The organism is Telmatobacter sp. DSM 110680 (assembly GCF_039994875.1).
In the GTDB taxonomy this organism is placed as follows: Bacteria; Acidobacteriota; Terriglobia; order Terriglobales; family Acidobacteriaceae; genus Telmatobacter.
In genome coordinates this window covers 5149128-5167648 of the sequence record NZ_CP121196.1, presented here as the reverse complement: position 1 = coordinate 5167648, position 18521 = coordinate 5149128, and the positions used below count along the sequence as shown (strand labels likewise).

The 18521-nt window shown below is 56.5% G+C and carries 12 protein-coding genes; 7 read left to right on the top strand and 5 right to left on the bottom strand.

Going from position 1 to position 18521, the window contains the following annotated elements; all coding sequences use genetic code 11:
- Positions 1–75: 75 nt before the first annotated feature.
- Positions 76–4266, top strand: a complete 4191-nt coding sequence (rpoC, locus tag P8935_RS21230) for a DNA-directed RNA polymerase subunit beta' (protein ID WP_348262313.1) — start codon at positions 76–78, stop codon at positions 4264–4266.
- 823 nt (positions 4267–5089) lie between these two features.
- On the opposite strand, the gene P8935_RS21225 is transcribed toward rpoC, so the two are convergent.
- The 3 genes from P8935_RS21225 to P8935_RS21215 form a co-directional block, all read right to left on the bottom strand.
- Complete coding sequence (locus tag P8935_RS21225; protein ID WP_348262312.1) at positions 5090–5632, bottom strand: TadE family protein; 543 nt, start codon at positions 5630–5632, stop codon at positions 5090–5092.
- Between the two features lie 493 nt (positions 5633–6125).
- Positions 6126–7466, bottom strand: coding sequence for a pilus assembly protein TadG-related protein (locus P8935_RS21220; protein WP_348262311.1), 1341 nt, complete (start codon positions 7464–7466; stop codon positions 6126–6128).
- Between the two features lie 150 nt (positions 7467–7616).
- Positions 7617–8369: a hypothetical protein gene (locus P8935_RS21215; protein ID WP_348262310.1), complete on the bottom strand. Its 753-nt coding sequence runs from the start codon at positions 8367–8369 to the stop codon at positions 7617–7619.
- Between the two features lie 740 nt (positions 8370–9109).
- Here P8935_RS21215 and P8935_RS21210 point away from each other — a divergent pair.
- Entirely contained in the window at positions 9110–9679 is a 570-nt protein-coding gene (locus P8935_RS21210; protein WP_348262309.1) for a DinB family protein, read from the top strand.
- A gap of 433 nt (positions 9680–10112) precedes the next feature.
- The gene (locus P8935_RS21205; RefSeq protein WP_348262308.1) at positions 10113–11111 is read left to right on the top strand and encodes a hypothetical protein; all 999 of its coding nucleotides are present in this window, start codon (positions 10113–10115) and stop codon (positions 11109–11111) included.
- A 66-nt stretch (positions 11112–11177) separates the two neighbouring features.
- Here P8935_RS21205 and P8935_RS21200 read toward each other — a convergent pair whose 3' ends face one another.
- Positions 11178–13553 carry a GGDEF domain-containing protein gene (locus P8935_RS21200; RefSeq protein WP_348262307.1) on the bottom strand — a complete coding sequence of 792 codons (2376 nt, stop codon included), beginning with the start codon at positions 13551–13553 and terminating at the stop codon, positions 11178–11180.
- Positions 13554–13800: 247 nt separating this feature from the next.
- Between P8935_RS21200 and rocF the strand changes: the two genes are divergently transcribed.
- The 3 genes from rocF to P8935_RS21185 all read left to right on the top strand — a co-directional run bounded on the left by rocF (position 13801) and on the right by P8935_RS21185 (position 16812).
- Positions 13801–14781, top strand: coding sequence for an arginase (gene rocF / locus P8935_RS21195; protein ID WP_348262306.1), 981 nt, complete (start codon positions 13801–13803; stop codon positions 14779–14781).
- Between the two features lie 161 nt (positions 14782–14942).
- The gene (locus P8935_RS21190; protein ID WP_348262305.1) at positions 14943–16091 is read left to right on the top strand and encodes a D-alanine--D-alanine ligase family protein; all 1149 of its coding nucleotides are present in this window, start codon (positions 14943–14945) and stop codon (positions 16089–16091) included.
- A gap of 214 nt (positions 16092–16305) precedes the next feature.
- Positions 16306–16812, top strand: coding sequence for a hypothetical protein (locus P8935_RS21185; protein WP_348262304.1), 507 nt, complete (start codon positions 16306–16308; stop codon positions 16810–16812).
- A gap of 43 nt (positions 16813–16855) precedes the next feature.
- On the opposite strand, the gene fabD is transcribed toward P8935_RS21185, so the two are convergent.
- Positions 16856–17803, bottom strand: a complete 948-nt coding sequence (gene fabD, locus P8935_RS21180) for an ACP S-malonyltransferase (protein ID WP_348262303.1) — start codon at positions 17801–17803, stop codon at positions 16856–16858.
- Positions 17804–17935: 132 nt separating this feature from the next.
- On the opposite strand from fabD, the gene P8935_RS21175 reads away from it, so the two are divergent.
- A complete protein-coding gene (locus P8935_RS21175) occupies positions 17936–18430 on the top strand; it encodes a hypothetical protein (protein WP_348262302.1) in 495 nt (164 codons plus the stop codon).
- Positions 18431–18521 lie beyond the last annotated feature (91 nt).

The window sequence follows — 18521 nt, the reverse complement described above, 5'->3', positions numbered from 1 at the left end:
GGAAAAGAAGGACCCATAAAAGAATCCCGGGAGATACCGCGGCGAGTGCTGAAAGGCCCGCCAAGGAGGGTTACCTTGTTCCGTTCAAACCCGTTTGAACTCACCAGCCCGATTACTGATTTCGACGCTATCCGCATCATGCTCGCCTCGCCGGAGAAGATCCGCAGCTGGTCGCATGGTGAGGTCACGAAGCCCGAAACCATCAACTACCGTACCTTCAAGCCGGAGCGCGACGGCTTGTTCTGCGCTCGCATCTTTGGACCAGTAACCGACTGGGAGTGTCTCTGCGGCAAGTACAAGCGCATGAAGCACCGCGGAGTGATCTGCGACAAGTGCGGCGTCGAAGTCACGGTCAGCAAAGTGCGCCGCGAGCGCATGGGCCACATCGAGCTCGCTTCCCCCTGCTCGCACGTGTGGTTCTTCAAGGGCCTCCCGTCGCGGATCGGCCACCTGCTCGATATTTCTCTGCGTGATCTCGAAAGCATTCTCTACTTTGAGTCCTACGTCGTTGTCGACGTGGGCGATGCTCCCGTAAAAGAGCGCGAGATCATCAAGGATGAAGCCCGCTACCGCGAGCTCGACCAGCAGTATCGTCCCTCCGGCTTCAAGGCCATGATGGGCGCAGAAGCCATCAAGGAACTTTTGAAGCGCGTCCAGATCGACGAGCTCGGCATTGAACTGCGCGAGCGCATGAAGACCGAGACCTCCGCGCAGAAGAAGATCAAGTACGCCAAGCGTCTGAAGGTTGTCGAGGCATTCCGCAAGTCGAGCAACAAGCCTCAGTGGATGATTCTCGATGTGCTGCCGGTCATTCCCCCAGAGCTGCGCCCCCTGGTGCCACTGGATGGCGGCCGCTTTGCAACCTCTGATCTTAATGACCTCTATCGCCGCGTCATCAACCGCAACAACCGGTTGAAGAAGCTGATGGATCTGCATGCGCCTGAAGTCATCGTGCGCAACGAAAAGCGCATGCTGCAGGAAGCAGTGGACGCTCTCTTCGATAACGGCCGTCGCGGTCGTGTGCTGCGTGGCGCCAACAACCGCCCGCTCAAGTCACTCTCCGACACCCTCAAGGGCAAGCAGGGCCGCTTCCGTCAGAACCTGCTTGGCAAGCGCGTCGACTACTCTGGCCGTTCGGTCATCGTGGTCGGTCCGGAACTCAAGCTGCACCAGTGCGGCCTCCCCAAGAAGATGGCGCTCGAATTGTTCAAGCCCTTCATCTATCACCGCCTCGAGCAGACAGGCCACTGCACCACTATCAAGCAAGCCAAGGAAATGGTGGAGATGCAGGAGCCGGTGGTGTGGGACATCCTTGAAGAAGTCATCAAGGATCACCCCGTGCTGTTGAACCGCGCCCCAACCCTTCACCGCCTCGGCATTCAGGCATTCGAGCCGGTGCTCGTCGAAGGCAAGGCCATCAAGATTCACCCGCTGGTCTGCACCGCCTTCAACGCCGACTTTGACGGCGACCAGATGGCCGTGCACATCCCCCTTTCTCCGGAAGCCCAGATCGAAGCCAGCGTCTTGATGCTCGCTTCGCACAACATCCTTTCGCCCGCGTCAGGCCAGCCCATCACTGTTCCTACCCAGGACATGGTGCTCGGTCTCTACTACCTGACCAAGGCCAAGAAGGGTGGTATCGGCGAAGGCCGCGTCTTCTCGAACACCGAAGAGATTCTAATGGCGCTCGAAGCACGCCAGGTGGAAACCCTGACCCCGATTCGTCTGCGTTACACAGGCAAGGTGCTCGATATGACCACCGCCTATGACGATCAGGATCTGACGCACACTGAGCCGGTCGACTTCAACAACGAGTACATCAACACCACCGTTGGTCGCGTGATCCTCAACGATGCGCTTCCCTCCGGCATGCCGTACATCAACGGCCTGCTCAAGAAAAAGGGCATCGGCCAGCTCGTCAACTACTGCAACCAGAACCTCGGTCTCGAGGTAACGGTCGGCATGCTCGATCGCATCAAGTCGCTGGGCTTCAACTACGCCACCAAGTCGGGTCTGTCCGTTGGTCTTGACGATATGGTCATTCCTGCCAGCAAGTACACCACCGTGGACGAAGCTGACAAGAAGGTCATTGAAGTTCAGAAGCAGTACATGGACGGCGCCATCACCAATGGTGAGCGTTCCAACAAAGTCATCCAGATGTGGTCGGCTGTAACCGATCAGGTCGCGGACGAAATGTTCGGCAACATGAAGAAGGCGGACGACGAAGGAGCCATGAACCCGATTTACATCATGGCCGACTCCGGCGCCCGTGGTTCGAAGCAGCAGATTCGCCAGCTCTCGGGTATGCGCGGACTGATGGCCAAGCCTTCCGGCGAAGTCATCGAAACGCCCATCACCGCGAACTTCCGCGAAGGCCTCACGGTGCTCGAATACTTCATCTCGACCCACGGCGCACGTAAGGGCCTGGCCGATACGGCGCTCAAGACCGCCGACTCGGGCTACCTCACCCGCCGCCTGGTCGACGTCGCGCAGGACGTCATCGTTACCGAATACGATTGCGGAACTTCGGAAGGCATTTACGTCGGCTCGATCGTTGAGTCCGGCGAAATCATCGAGCCCATGAGAGATCGCATCATCGGTCGCGTGTCCTTGGAAAGAATTAAGGACTACGACGGCAACGCCGTAATCGACGTGAACCAGGAGATCGACGAAGACATCGCTTCTGCCATTCAGGGTGCAGGTGTCGAGAAGGTCAAGATCCGCTCGGTGCTCACCTGCGAATCGCGTCGCGGCGTCTGCGCACTCTGCTACGGACGCAACCTGGGTTCCGGCCGTATGGTCGAACTTGGCGAAACCTGCGGCGTCATCGCAGCGCAGTCCATCGGCGAGCCGGGAACGCAGCTCACCATGCGTACCTTCCACGTCGGCGGAACCGCCAGCCGTGTGCAGGACAAGTCGCGCCTCGATGCCAAGAACAACGGCTTCGTGCGCTTCATCAACCTCAACTACGTCGAAAGCAAAGACGGCACCCTGGTCGCGATGAATCGCTCCGGCTCGCTCGCCATTCAGGATGAGCGCGGTCGTGAGAAGGAGCGTTACCAGGTTGTTTATGGCGCGCGTCTTCGCGTCAAGGACGGTGAACAAGTCAAGCTCGGCCAGTTGCTGGCAGAGTGGGATCCGTACACCTACGCCATCCTCACCGAAATCGGCGGTACGGTGCAGTTCAAGGATCTGCAGGAAGGTATCACCCTCAACGAGGAAGTCGACGAAGTCACCGGCCTCTCGCGCTGGGTGGTTGCCGATGCTGCCGACGAAAAGCGTCAGCCTGCATTCCTGATCAAGAATGCAAAGACCAACAAGCGCTATCTGCTGCCTCGCGGTGCGCACCTTATGGTGCAGGACGGCGATGAAGTAGGCCCGGGCGATGTGCTCGCGAAGATTCCGAAGGAGTCGACGCGTACCAAGGACATCACCGGCGGTCTGCCGCGCGTAGTCGAACTGTTCGAAGCCCGCAAGCCTCGCGAGACGGCTATCATCAGCGAAATCGATGGTGTGGTCCGCTTCGGTGAAGTCGCAAAGGGTCAGCGCAAAATCTACATTACGGCTGACAATGGCGACGAGAAGGAATACTCGGTGCCTCGCGGTATCCACGTCAACGTGCAGGAAGGCGAACGCCTGAGCGCTGGCGATCCTCTGATGGATGGACCTTTGAACCCACACGACATTCTTGCCGTGCTCGGTGAAAAGGCTCTCCAGGCTTACCTGGTGAACGAAATCCAGGAAGTCTACCGTCTGCAGGGCGTGGCCATCTCTGACAAGCACATCGAAGTGATTGTCCGTCAGATGCTCCGCTGGGTCCGCATCGACGAAGTGGGCGATACCAACTTCCTGCTCGAGCAGCAAGTCGATCGCTTCCGCTTCCGCGAAGAGAACGAGCGTGTTGTCAGGGAAGGTGGCCGTCCGGCTCTTGGTCGTCCGCTCCTGCTTGGCATCACCAAGGCTTCGCTCTCGACCGATAGCTTCATCTCCGCGGCCAGCTTCCAGGAGACGACCCGCGTTCTTACCGAAGCCAGCATCAACGGAGCGATCGACAATCTCCGCGGCCTCAAAGAGAACGTCATCGTCGGCCGGCTCATTCCGGCAGGCACCGGTCTCGAGTACTACCGCAACGTCCAGCTCTCACCAGAACTGGAAGAAGCGGCAGCCCGCGTTCAACAGGAAGTTTCGGCAGAGATCGAAGCCGCCGAGCGCGAACTCGAACTCATGCGTCAGGAAGGCGAAGCGGAAGAGATGGCAGCCGAGTAAGCTGCCCCACAAATCAGTTCCATCAACCAGAAGGACCTCGCAAATGCGAGGTCCTTTTTTTTCGGAGAAACCTATTCACAGTTGCTGGTCGCTGGTGTTCTTGGAGGGATCTCGGCATCACCTTTGAATCTTCCGCCTCTTGCAGGATTATCAGCAGGGTTCGAGTGAAACATCTCCGATAGAAAGTGCCTCCGCGCTGATAGACGTCAAATCGCAGCCCGAGCCGAATGGCGTAAGGTTCAGTTCGAACTCACAAGGGTGCAACCAACTTACTAAAGTCGTGCCAAATCCATGCGACGAATCCCCAAAGTACCAAGGCAAAAACCAGACCCGCTGAAACCGCCGCAAAGCGGCCCCAAGTGGGTATGCATTTCTCGCGCAAAGCCAACTGAACTGACAAGGCAATTGGGAATGTGAAGATTACAGCGCACGCAATGATCAGAGTCATGCCTGGTTACTTTTCTGTAGTGAAAGCCAAGTTGAACATCCTTGGCGGGGTTAAGCCTCGACTTCCTGCCACAAGCCGCGAGAATACCGCACGGAGATAGTTCCATCATCGATGAGAAGTTTGTAGTTGCCCTCTGGGAGTGGGTCTTGAACCCAGATATCGATCGTCCTATCGCGTGGGATTTCTTCCAGTAACTGCGTGGCAATTTCTACCCTGCACTTACACTTGACCCCGTTTCCAATCAGCTCACCTTGCTTGATTTCTCTCTTGATTTGAATCCGTGGCATACTCACTCCCGTCTAGCCTGATCAAGCAACGAAATTCAATGCAATGACTAAAGATCCCGTTGGCACGACTGCGAAACACGGCACGCCCTCAATTAGCAATCACCATCAGCGATGTGCTGTGCAGATTGAGAGTCGAATTTGGGACGAACGGAATGCTCAGCTTAAATGAATACGTGACCTTCACCTGCACGGCATCACCCGGGGCGTTGCATGTGCTCCCGCAGACTGTCCAGGTAACAGGCGTAGTTGTGCTCGGACTCAGCCAAGTCGTAGTCACGGTAGTATTGGCCGCATTCATCCCTGGATACCCCAGACTCTGTACATAGGTCTGGATCTGAGCTGAGGTCACACCGCAGTTTGTCAGTACCGAACAAGAGGAACCGCGAACCATGGCGTACCTCGTGCCTTCCCGAGCGGCATCTGAGACGTAGTTGTAGGTGTACATTGCCAGCGAGAGCTCGACGATGCCAAACAGCACGGCGAGGAGGACCGAGGAAACTACCGCCATCTCCACGATGTTCGACCCTTCTTCGCATGGAAGAACTCGACAGTCGGAAGAGATCTTGGAAAGGCTACCGGTCTTAAGCTGAAGCCAGCGCTGCCTTCGGCTTGGCTGCGTCATCTTTGTCATTGCAGAACCTTTTGAACGGCATTGCCATGGAGCGTGTACGATGTCGGAAGCCCCGGTACACGGAATGGGGGAGCCACAGTGGCCTGCGTTTGAACCGTAAGTATGGTCTCAATTTGAGAACCAGGGCAGGATGTTGTTCCACAGTTTGAAGAGTTGCCATTGGAACAAATGCAGGAAGTGGTCGCGCTCGTAGTGCCCAGTGAAATGTCCGGTGCGTCCGCAGCAGCGGTATTTTGAATTCCCTGTGTATCTCCAGCTGTAGAGGATGTCTGACATCCGTAGGATGCACCGGCCCTGGCCGCATTTGCGACTTCGACCGATACATACGTGAGCCATCCAAGTTCGGAAGCTCCTGCTATCAGCCCCACTAGAATGGGCATTGTCAGCGCGAACTCTACGAGAGCACTGCCGGCTTCGCTTCTTGTACTGGTCCAGATACTCATTCTCAAAATGAAACGCACGCTATTGCCTTTGAAGGATTTTGAACTTTGCATCATTCCACCAGCGCCAGTCGTGAAAGAACTGAGTTTGGGTTCGTTACGACCGAATAATTGGTATCTACGATCGACCCGCTTCCAGTTTCGGTAAGAGAATCCGCAATCAGATCCAGGGAAACATTAAGACTGCCGGATCCAGTCAATGTCAGAGGCGCAGAAGGAGCATAGAGAATGCCTTGAATATGGTCACCGCCGGAACCCGTGATGGCCATTGTGCTCGAGTCACTCCTTGCTTGGAAGGCCAGGATGCCGCTGTATGGTCCCGAAGTCGGAGCAGACAAGTTCATGTTGCCACTTCCCGTAAGAGTGGTGGCACCTTGGGTGTAGAAGGTGATGCTGGATCCGGTCATAGATCCTGATCCAGTGAGTTGCAAATTGCCGCCGATAATGTAAAGACCGGAGCCGAGAGTCAGCGATGAACTGCCCGTGCTTTTAAAGTTTCCACCGATTGTGTAATTTCCTGCGCCAAGAATCAGGCTTCCGCTACCGGTATTGGTCAAGTCGCCCGTAATGATGTAATTCCCGGGGTTCAAGGTCAACGTGCCGCTGCCCGTATTGGAGATCGAAGTATATGTCCCCTGGTTCAACGACAGATTCCCGCTGCCCGTGTTGCTCTGCGTGCAATTAGACGAGCACGTCCCCGTCGGAATTGAAGGAGCCGCCAGACTGGCGAGCGGGTCCGCCGCAGGCGCAATTCCAGTGACGGGTATCGGGCTTATGCTGCCTGAACCGGTTCGCGTGTAGCCCCCGACGATTCCCACTTCCTTGGCCGTGATCGCACCGCTTCCGGTCAGCGTCAACGCGGAAGAGGCACTGCTCGAGTCGTCGTAGATGTCGCAGTTAGACGCAGTGATGGAGCCGGAGCCGGTCAAGGAAACGTCCGTACCAGATTTGGCCAGAGTCCAAATGCATCCAACGTTGGAACCTGAGCCGGCAACCGCCCTGGCGCCTACGTTGAGGGAGTTCTTTTTGCTAAGCACTCCCATGAAGATTGTCGGGCTCGGATCGAGAACGATTGCTTCGATGAAACCGGAGTCCCCGGCGTACGGTCCGTAAACGGGGGGAATATTAATGGTGACCGTGGCGCCGCCCGTGCCGTTCGTTACTCCATTTACGGTGGCAGCTGCCTGCCCGGCCGCCTTGGCCGAGGTGGTCGAACTGTTGTATCTGTAATCGAGTGCTGCGGCGATGGCTGCGGCATCCGCTGCGATCTGCATATTTCGGCGGGAACGCAAAAGCAGACCCACGTCAATGGCCAATCCCATGAAAGCTACGAGAACCGTCATTCCCAGGGCGACAAAGACCAGCGTCTGACCACTATCCTCTCGTAAGCGCACAGCACCCCCGATCTCGATTCGCAAGACGACTCGAGTCGCTGAGGAGGCTTTCCAACCATGCCTGCCCGAAATGGTCCTCCAGAGGATGAAAAGCACGGCGGGACCGACCATTTCCCGCACCGTTTTGACATCTATTGTTCGACTCGTGCGCTAACGAGTCGGTTCCTGTTCGCGGGCTAACGCGACTTTCAAAAACTCCTGCAGAGACTCCTGATCTGCCAGCTTGCCAGACTGATCATCGGTTCTCTTTACGTTCTTGACTTCCGGGGCTACGAATGCAAAACCTACGCCGTCCGGTCCCCAGCGAATGACCTTTGTGTAAACGGCAATAGAATGCTGTCGTCTTTCGCTCTCGGTACTGGTTCTTTGCAAAGTCATCATGATCAGGGTACCGGGGTATGGGCGCTCGTCGGTAAGGAGGTAAAATCCGGTTCCACTTATGTTCCCGACTGCGTTTGGCCGTGCCGTCCCACCACTCCAGTGGTAGGCAATTAATTCAGGTGAAGGATGACGATTCGATCGCTCGTCGCTCGGTGTATTGGAAGAGAACCATCGCTTCAATCGTTCAATGTGCGAGAGCTTGTTCGTGGGCAGTTCAATTCGGAATGCACCTGACTTCGATGAAGACGCAACCGTGACGTCCACTGCTTGCGTGATCGAATCTCTATCGAATGAGCCGGAGAGATTCGTGAGCATGCTTTCGAGTTCCGCAGCCTCACAAATTGCAAGTTGATCTCCCATACGGATCTGTGAGGCGAAGGCGCTGTGTCCGGCAAGAAGCAGCGCACTCGCCGGCATGACCTCCAGGACGGCAAATTGGGGGTTGGGGTACTTATCTGGTATCTCCGCGACTCGGCATTCTTCGTCGAGATAGATCAGGTCAAATGTTTTAGCCCCTTGCATGGCCGGAATGCCTCTGTACGGCTTCAGCCAAAGACCCGGATAACCTCCGGTAACAAGGTATTCGAAGAGCCTTTTCAGAGGCTCAGCAGTGGTGTCAAATGCTCCGACCTCCAGGCTGAGATGGCTCTCCCTGGATCTGTTGTATACGCAATACTTCTTTATCTCTCGACTCTCTCGCATCAATGCCTTGACTCCTTGCGTAACTGGCGCAAAGAGGTCTCTGATCTTGGTAATCTAAGGCGTTGTGGTTGCCATGCTGCTCGGAATCAACCTCACGGTCGTCAATTGGTACGTGATCGCCTTAGGCCGACGACATACTCTCGGCTGAGTTGACAACTTCCGGCTCTTTCCTTTCTCCGCTTAATCAATCACGCAGGAAACCCGCTGAAGCACACCAAACAGCATCTTCCTGGAATAGGCCAATGGTCAGGGCCTTCGAGGTTTAATGTCACCCAAAACTACAAGGTTCGCTGCTCTTCCATTCAGGCCTTTGTTATCTATGAGGAATCTAGTGTGTCGTTTCTTTACAGATGGCACAGAACTATCTGAGTCGCTCGATGTGCCCGCCACATTGTTTGAGCCGTGTCGATAGATAGGCTTCATCACAAACTGCATGATGCGCAGGTCGCCGGCGGAGGTAATGGAACCAGCTGCGCCTTGGATTCCTGCACTACCTTCCGAAGTCACTTTTTGACATTTGAGCAGCTTGAGATGTGGCATGATTTCATCGGAGGTGTACGTTGAAAAGAAGCCATTTGTTTTTCTTTGCCATGGCGGCAATTTCCCCACTCTGCTTGCGCGCGCAGGACAAGCCGTCCATGCCGGCAACCCCGCCGGCAGATCCAATTACCCAGAGCGAAAGAGGGCTCTATTCGTTTATCGTCGGGTCGGTAGTCAGTGCGGCTCAAAAAATGCCGGAAGAGAATTACTCCTTCAAACCGACGCCGGAGGTTCGCAGTTTCGGTCAGTTGGTTGGGCACGTTGCTGATGCCAACTACATGTTCTGTTCGATGGCATCCGGTCAAGCCAATCCGATGAAGAACGTCGAGAAAACCAAGACTTCCAAGGCCGATCTTATTGCTGCGTTAAAAGACGCGGTTGGCTACTGCAACCAGACCTACGGCGGCATGACCGATGCCAAGGGTAGCGAAATGGTGAAGTTCTTCAACTTCAACCTGTCGAAACTCACGTTGCTCTCGCTGAACACCGCCCACACAGACGAGCACTACGGAAATATGGTGACCTATTTACGGCTAAAAGGGATTGTGCCCCCGACGAGCGAAAATCCACCTGCACAACCACCCAAGTAAAATCGGCCCCGGTCGGGAGATTGTTTTGAGATATGTTTCGTGGGCGGGAGACTCCGCCCACGATATTTCAAACGCTCCGGCATGATGCACCGGCCCGCAACTAGCTCCCGCCGCGGATATCTCATCATCACCGCCCGAAAATCCAACCTCCGCTTTTTAGACGGACACGATAGCGAAGCCGTGCTTACCAAAGTTTGCATTGCCGCTCTGTTCTCCCGAGGATTACAAGTCATTGCTGAGAGGGAGCTTCGGTGCGGCGCAATTCGCGTTCGCCGCGAAGCCCTCTAAGCTGTGCCCAAAATCACAACCTTCTTTATTTCGGCCTGATGAACATCGTGCTAATATCAAGCCATTCAAGACAATTCAATTTGCGCGGTACACGGAATTGCCTAACCAATCTGTATCTGTAGCTGCATCTATCTCAGAATTTCCAGTGCTCCGCCCCAGCCCGGCAAAGCCGCCGATGCTGATCGAGCGGACCCAGCCGGTGCTCGACAAGCTGTCCCGCACGCTCGGCGAGCCAATCATCACCTACTGGAATTCCAACAAAGGCTCAATCTGCCAGAACGACGTTGCGGGCCTCTACGCCCTGCTGCGTAAGCTCGGCACCATCGAGCGCCTCACGCTGTTTGTGAAATCCGACGGTGGTTCCGGTCAGGCCTCGCTGCGCATGGTCAACCTGCTGCGTCGCTATGTGAAGCACCTGACAGTACTTGCCCCGCTCGAATGCCAATCCGCCGCAACCATGCTGGCCCTGGGCGCCGACCGCATCTTGATGGGGCCATTGGCACATCTGTCAGCCGTCGACACTTCGTTGACGCACGATTTGTCACCAATCGATCGCGACAACGACCGTGTAAGCGTGAGCAATGACGAACTCCTGCGCGTGATCCGTCTCTGGACCGAGCAGGCCAAAAGCTCGACCACGAATCCGTATGAGGCATTGTTCCCGTACGTACATCCACTCGTCATCGGAGCGGTCGATCGTTCAAGTGCGCTCTCCACTCGCATCTGCGAAGAGATTCTGTCGTACCACATGGACGACAAGGAACGCGCCCGCGAGATCAGCAACAATCTCAACGCCGGTTATCCATCGCACAACTATCCCATCACGCTGCGTGAAGCCAAGCGCATCGGCCTTAACGTCGAAGCCATGGATGACAGTGTCAACGCATTGCTCTTCGAGTTGAACGAGATCTATTCCGAAATGGGCGAGAGCGCGACTACCGACTTTGACGAGAAGAACTCACACGACAACAGCATCATCAAGGTGATGGAAGCCGCCGGAACGCTGATCTACTACCAACTCGATAAGGACTGGCACTATCGCAGCGAGGAACGCCGCTGGGTTGCTCTCAACGAGAAGAGCCAGTGGCGCAAGGCAGACCTGGTCAAGGGCAAAGTGCATCTGTCGCAGCTTCACGTGCGCTGACAACTCAAATCATTTCCAAGGGGGGAAACCGCGCCGGTTCTTCGATTCGTCGAGACCGGCGCGTTCTTATCTGCCCTGTTCTTCCGGCTTGAAGAGCGACTTAGGCAGCCGGTCCGGCATCTCCGAGCCATGGCGCTTGGTGTGCTTGGCGACGTACATGCCCGCATCCGCAGCGCTCAGCAGGCTATCCGGCGAAGTACCGTCTTCTGGATAAAGTGCGACTCCGACGCTTGCGCCACCACGCAGAACGTAACCTTCTACGGCAAACGGCGCATCGAAACAGCGCTCCAGGCGCTGCGCAATTTCCTCGATCGCGGCCCGACTGCGCACCACCGGCACCAATGCGGCAAACTCATCGCCGCCGAGGCGGGCCAGCATGTCCCCGGAGCGAAGCTGCCGTTTCATGCGCATCGAGACTTCCTGCAAGTAAAGGTCTCCGACGTGATGGCCATAGAAGTCGTTGACCTGTTTGAACTCGTCCAGGTCCACATAAACCAAGCCGAAGATTGAGCCCTCTATTTTCGCCTTTTCGATCATCTGCTCAAGGTAGCGATCAAGTGAGAAGCGGTTATGGATGTCAGTAAGCAAATCGAACTCCGAACGATAAACAAGGTCCTTGTATAACTTGCGTGTTTCAATAGCGAGTGTTGCCAGCCGCACTCCTGACTCCAGCGCAGCCGTTTCGTCTTGGGGGCGGGGCTCTCCGGATTCAGTTGCCGCGAATAGCGTTCCCAGCGATCCACCAGCGCGAGCCGGAATATCCAGTCGCATACTGCGCAAGCCCTTTGTATTCGCGGGCGCATTACCTAGCCGCGCACCGTCGGGCATCTCGCACCAGCAGAAGGGACAATTCAGGCTGAATGCAACCATCTCCGTGATGGCATCGATCAGTTCAGGCATCGGTCGTGAACTGTTGATGTCCTCAAGAATTCGGCTGCGCTTCATCTCCAATTGCGTATTATGCCGCTCGTGTTTCGCTTCGACTTCGGCGTGTGCCGTAATAGTCACCGTCTGATGCCGCACCTTGATGCGAAGAATCCAGCCCCATATACCAACGATGATCACAATAACCAGAAGAACAGCTACGACGCGAACGAGGTTGTGCACGCTCACCCACGACGGAGCGCCGATGGCCACGATGTCGTCAGTCGTGCGCATCAAAATGTCGAAAGGAACCTGCGTATTAAACGGATTCGAAGCGCCCATAATGCAGATTCCAACTACGCGCACCTTTGAGCCGAGAGCCACATGCTTCATCAACAGCGCTGGTTGCAAAGTTCGCGAAGCAGGAAGCCGGTAAATCGCAGAAAAGAGATTGCCGCCAGCGCTCAACACGTACTCGTCCTGCGCAGCGTTTCGATTCTCCGCGACGACTTGGGCCTCGGTTGAGACCAGATCGAAGAGATGATGACTCGTTGCCAGCTCAGACCACGTCACAGGTCGCGCTGCAACTGGCGTAGATATCTGGCGATCGATTACTTCGCCGTCGGTCAATGCCAGAAATCCGTCGTGCACATCCGGAAAACCAGTCGCCTCCGCCTGGTCTCCCACGCGCAGTGGAGCAATGGACGACGTCATGATCCATAAGCTCTTTGTGCCATCCTGCAAAACCACTGCGGAGCCAGGCTGCGAGTAGGTAATAGTCCCATGCACCCGCACGCGTTGTGTTGTATTGTGTACGTGGTAGCGCGCCAGGACTTCATCCATCGGGGTAAGCGGCAAATCCCACGGGCCTCGCGAAGCAGGCTTGATGACTTTGATTGCCGATACCGAATTCGCGTGCAACTGAATACCGGTTTCCTGCATTTTGCCGTCAAACCGACCGGAAACCGCGCCCGTAAACTCGACTTCGGCATCCAGCGTATTTCTAAGGCTGTCAACGCTGTTGCTGTCGATAACAGCCTCAATCGGTCCACCTTCGCTGCGAAGTTGAAGCGAAAGGCTGGGTCTATCCGAGCTCTGCACCAGGTCGATGCTGCGAACTGTTGCCCGTACTGTCACAAGTCGGCAGTCAAACTCTGCACGGATCAATTGATCGAAAGTCGCGGGCTTAGCTGTCGGCACCCCAGGGTGCCCCACCACTGTAATGCTGCTGGCTGACACAAACGGCCGGAAGCTATCGTGCGTCGTTCCCTTGATCAGCACGCGATCACCGGCAGTCAACTGCACTTGCACCAGTGGCTGCACATAGATGGCAAGGTCGCCATCCTGCACGAACAAAGTCCGCTCGTATCCGCGATAGTAGATGACAGTAGCTTCAAACGAGACCGGAACTTGATGGCTGGCTTGAGCGTTGCTCAGCGCATGGATGGCACTTATCGAAGTGAGCGGCTGTTCGGTAGCGCCATGAACCTTGGGAGCGCACATGAGCAATGCCGTGGTGAATGCCAACCCCACAGTCGCATGCCGTAAACTCCGCCGGGATTTCCCGCGCAACGTCATTCCCATTCCTTCGCGATAGCCAGCTAATTCGCTGATCCGTGGAACTTAGCCCGTGGTGCTCACGATCAATACATCGGTAAGAATGGTAAAAGTCTACGCTTTACTCACGTGCCTTTAGTTACACCTTTCGGGCCATCGGGACTACACGGGTCATAGCACTTTCAGACCGCGAATGTACCGGTTTGGGGCATGCTTCGGGGGTCGCACGATATGATGACTGGGGCTCAGATTCGGGAGAGCACTCTTAATGGCTACCAATCCAGAAATTCCCCCTGTCGTCACCTCCTTTGCACCTAGCGGAACCCAATCCCTTCCACCCCGCAACATCCGAGTTCTCGGCGTGCCGCTCGATATGGGTGCCAGCCGGCGTGGCGTTGACATGGGTCCGTCGGCAATGCGCGTGGCTGGCCTCGAAGCGCGGCTTGAGTCCCTGGGCCACCACGTCAGCGACGGCGGTAACGTCGCCGTCGATATCGCTGAAACGCAGAACTTCGGCAACCCCAACGCCCGCTATCTCAAGCAGATTGCCGACACCTGTACCCGCACCGCAGCCGCCGTCAGTAAGGCGCTAGAAGAAGGAATGACGCCGCTGGTCCTCGGGGGAGATCACTCCATCGCCGTCGGCTCGGTCTCCGGCGTGTCCGACTTTTACCGGCGGCAGAATCAGAAGATCGGCGTCCTCTGGATCGACGCCCACTCCGACATCAACACTCCCGATACATCGCCAAGCGGCAATGTCCACGGCATGCCTCTCGCGGCGCTACTGGGGCTGGGACCGGATCTGCTTACCAACATCGGCGGCTTCGCTCCCAAGATCGCTCCGGAAAATACGGTCCTGATCGGCGTCCGCGATATTGACTCCGCTGAGCGGGCAAACATCCGCCGGGCGGGCATAGGCGAGGTCTACACCATGCGCGACATCGATGAGCGCGGCATGCGTGCAGTGATGGAAGAAGCTCTGAGAGCCGCAGGGAGGGGAACTGCGGGCTATCACGTCTCCCTCGACATGGACTGGATCGACCCCGAAGACGCACCCGGCGTCGGCACCCCGGTGCGCGGTGGCGCAACCTATCGCGAAGCCCACCTGGCCATGGAGATTCTCGCCGACCATGGCCGTATGCTCAGCTTCGAAATTGTCGAGGTCAATCCAGTGATCGACGAACACAATCGCACCGCTGACCTAGCCGTAGAACTGGCCTGCTCCGCGTTCGGCAAGAAAATCCTCTGATCCACTCTTAATTTCTGGTTCGCAACATCTGGGTGCAACAAATCTGGATGCAACAAATCTGGGTGCCCCATTCATGACGCGGCTTCTTCGCGGGATGAGTGGGAAAGCACGAATCTCTCCTGTAACCCTTCTCCAAGCTCTTGTGAGCGACAATAAGATTGATGGCAAAGAAACTTCGCGTAGGTATTCTCTTCGGTGGCCGCAGCGGTGAGCATGAGGTTTCGCTGCTCTCCGCCGCCTCCATTCTCAAAGCGATTGATCGCAAAAAATTCGATGTGGTGCCGATCGGCATTACGAAGGAAGGCCGCTGGCTAGCCTCGTCTGATGCGAACAGCTTGCTGGAAGGCAACAACGGGGCACCGTCCCGGAAACTACGTGCAGGCGACCCCGAGGCGACTCCCGGCGCAAAGCTGCTGCACGAGGGCATCCCAACTCTGCTTGCACCCGTCCCGGGTCCACAAGGTCCCGAAGGCAAGGCGATTGACGTCGTATTTCCCGTTCTGCACGGAACCTTCGGGGAAGACGGCACTATCCAGGGGCTCTTCGAACTCGCCGGCATCGCCTACGTCGGCTCAGGCGTCTTGGGCTCATCGGCCGGCATGGACAAGGATGCGATGAAGCGCCTTTTCGCGCAAGCCGGTCTCCCTATCGTGAAACATGTCACGATTCTGCGTTCGGAGTGGGAAGCGTCGCCGCGCAAGGCTACCGCCCGGATTGAGGCCGCTTTGAAATATCCGCTGTTCGTCAAGCCGGCCAATCTCGGTTCATCCGTGGGAATTAGCAAGGCGCATGACCGCAAGGAACTTGGCCCCGCCCTCGACGAAGCTGCCAAATATGATCGCAAGCTCGTCATTGAGCAGGGAGTCGGCGGCAAGAAATCGCCCGCCCGCGAACTCGAAGTCGGTGTTCTCGGCAACGACAATCCCAAGGCCAGCGTGGTCGGTGAGATTATCCCGGGCAAAGAGTTCTACGACTACGAAGCCAAGTATCTTTCCGAAGGCTCAGTGCCCGTAATTCCCGCGAAGATCACTGCTGCTGAGGCGAAGCAGATCCGGGAGATGGCTGTTGCCGCATTTCTTGCGTGCGATCTCGCCGGCCTCGCGCGAGTCGACTTCCTGATGGAGCCCGATGGCAAACGGCGAATCTATCTCAACGAGGTGAACACCCTCCCGGGCTTCACCCAGATCAGCATGTATCCCAAGCTCTGGGAGGCAACCGGAATTTCTTACACCGACCTGATCACACGCCTCATCGAACTGGGTGTTGAGCGCCACCGCGAGAAGAACCGGAATGTATACAGCAGGGAATAAAAAGGGCAGCGAATAGCGAGAAGGGAATAAGGAGTACAAAACTGGGAACCGCAACCCTTTTGCCGGTGTCTAACAAGAAGAGAGAAGAATCCTTGCCCAAAGAGCGTAAGCCTCAAACTAAAGTCGCTCCGAGAATGACTCCCGCTTGTTACTCCCTATTCCCTGTTCCCTGCTCCCTTCAGTGCCTTATCCTTGACTGCGAGGAAAGTCTGCAATGACGCTGCTCGATGCTCCAAAATATGATGAAGCCCGCGAAAATCGAAACCGCGCCATGCTCTATGGAAGCGGCGGGCTGCTGTTCATTCTGATTGTGGCCTTCTGGCTGGTTTCCGGCCACCCCGCTGATTGGCCCTGGAACTGGTATACCCATATGCGTGGCCGTCACGCGATCAACAGTTTTCTTCAAGACGTTGAGAAGAACGATCTGCGAAGCGCCTACGCCATCTGGGTGCACGATCCAAACTGGCAGCAACACGCGGACAAATACGCTGCCTACCCGTTCGATCGCTTTCAGAAAGACTGGTCAAGCACCAGCCCCGACAATGAATATGGCGTGATTCAGACCCACGAAATCGTGGCCGCTCGCGTCTTCAAGAATGTGTTGCTGGTCGGCGTCCTGATCAACGGCCGCAAAAGCAAGGCGCTCTTCCTGACCTACTTTCCCAAGGACCACACACTGGATTTCGCGCCGCCCGACGAAGAGCTGTATCTAGGCCCGTAGCGCAAAAACGTTGCAGATGGTCACCATCCAATTTCAACGAATCTCAGGCGGAGGCTAACTCCGCCTGAACCTTTTCCATGCTCGCCGAATCTTCCACATTCAGCGACCTCTGTGCCGGGTCAATCTGCTTCAGCAACCCGCACAGCACCTTCCCGGGTCCAACCTCGATAAACAAATCCGCTTCCGCCCCCACCAGGGTCCTCATACAGTCCACCCAGCGCACTGCCCCCGTGACTTGCTCGATCAGCGCGTTGCGCGCCCCCTCGGCCGTAGTCACCATCGTTCCACTCGCGTTGGCAGCAACCGGAAATTTCGGATCGGTGAGCCGCAATCCCGCCAGCACCCGCGCTACTTCCTCCTGCGCAGGCTGCATCAACGCGCAATGAAAAGGAGCGCTGACCGGAAGCATCACCGTCCGCCGCGCGCCTCTCGATTTGCAGAGTGCCGCGGCCTTCTCAACGGCCGCCGTCGCGCCGGAAATCACCGTCTGTCCCGGGGAGTTCAAATTCGCGGCAGATACCGTCAGCCCCGTTTCCTTCGCTGCCTCTTCGCACGCCTCAACCACCTGCACCGGATCGAGCGACAGAATCGCTGCCATCGCGCCCTGACCCGCTGGCACCGCCAGTTGCATCGCACGGCCACGCGCCTTCACCGAGCGCACCGCATCGGCAAAAGTCAGCGTCCCCGCTGCCACGTGTGCCGACCACTCGCCAAGGGAATGTCCCGCTGCCAGAGCGGGCTTTATGCCATGTTCCGCAAGCACTCGCAACGCCGCGACGCTGACAGTCAAAATCGCCGGTTGTGTGTTCTCGGTCAGCTTGAGGTCTTCTTCAGGGCCCTCAAAGCAAAGTTTCGACAGTGCAAATCCGCAAGCTTCGTCGGCTTCTGCAAAAGTCTGTTTGGCAATTGGAAACCGCTCGGCGAGATCGCGCCCCATGCCCACTGTCTGCGAACCTTGCCCCGGAAAGAGAAATGCAATCTTCTTATTCATTCCATTGTGGATTGTATCGCGAAGATACCGATGCCCGTGCCGTCTGGCGAACCGCAACGTCTCCGCTTGCATCACAGACACTTGAAGCGTACTCGGCAAGCGATTGCCGCGCGAAAATCAAAAGGCGGGAAAATGGCGAATCAATCAAAAGACACGCAGGTCAATCTGAGCGAAAGCTCCGTTTATGCAGACAAGAATCCCGCTCCGGCCTCCATCCGGTCCGACGACTTCGCGACGGATACCGCAATTGACCGTCTCGAAATGATCACAGGTGGCGCAGATGAGCCCGCCATTGCTGAAGGGGAACTTGGCCAGCAATTCGATGAACTTGATGCCAGTACCGAAGAAGAACTGGATGCGTTGGAAATAAATCTGCTGCAGGAAGATGAGCGCCCCAACACGCGCGATGGATCTGGCCTGATCCAAGACGATGCCGCCGAAGAACGCATTGCACGCTTCACCGAATCTGATCCGATGTTGTCGAACATCGGTGCCATCAGCGTAGAGCCCGGCCGCGACGACACCAGCGCCATCCTCCGCAGACACAACCCAGATAATTCGTCTGCGAGCTCAGACGCACTAGTAGAAGACAACCTCGACGAGCCCATGGACGAGACCACAGCATAACTTCCCACTCATTGAGTCGTGTCATCGCGCGGTGTCATCTAGCGGTGTCATCCTGAACGGAGCGGCTTGGGGCCCTGCGAACGAGAATCGT

Coding starts and splice junctions, on each gene's coding strand:
- P8935_RS21200 (WP_348262307.1), bottom strand. CDS start 13,553: ATGACGTTGCGCGGGAAATCCCGGCGGAGTTTACGGCATGCGACTGTG.
- P8935_RS21185 (WP_348262304.1), top strand. CDS start 16,306: ATGACGCTGCTCGATGCTCCAAAATATGATGAAGCCCGCGAAAATCGA.
- P8935_RS21215 (WP_348262310.1), bottom strand. CDS start 8,369: ATGCAAGGGGCTAAAACATTTGACCTGATCTATCTCGACGAAGAATGC.
- rocF (WP_348262306.1), top strand. CDS start 13,801: ATGGCTACCAATCCAGAAATTCCCCCTGTCGTCACCTCCTTTGCACCT.
- P8935_RS21175 (WP_348262302.1), top strand. CDS start 17,936: ATGGCGAATCAATCAAAAGACACGCAGGTCAATCTGAGCGAAAGCTCC.
- fabD (WP_348262303.1), bottom strand. CDS start 17,803: ATGAATAAGAAGATTGCATTTCTCTTTCCGGGGCAAGGTTCGCAGACA.
- P8935_RS21190 (WP_348262305.1), top strand. CDS start 14,943: ATGGCAAAGAAACTTCGCGTAGGTATTCTCTTCGGTGGCCGCAGCGGT.
- P8935_RS21225 (WP_348262312.1), bottom strand. CDS start 5,632: ATGACAAAGATGACGCAGCCAAGCCGAAGGCAGCGCTGGCTTCAGCTT.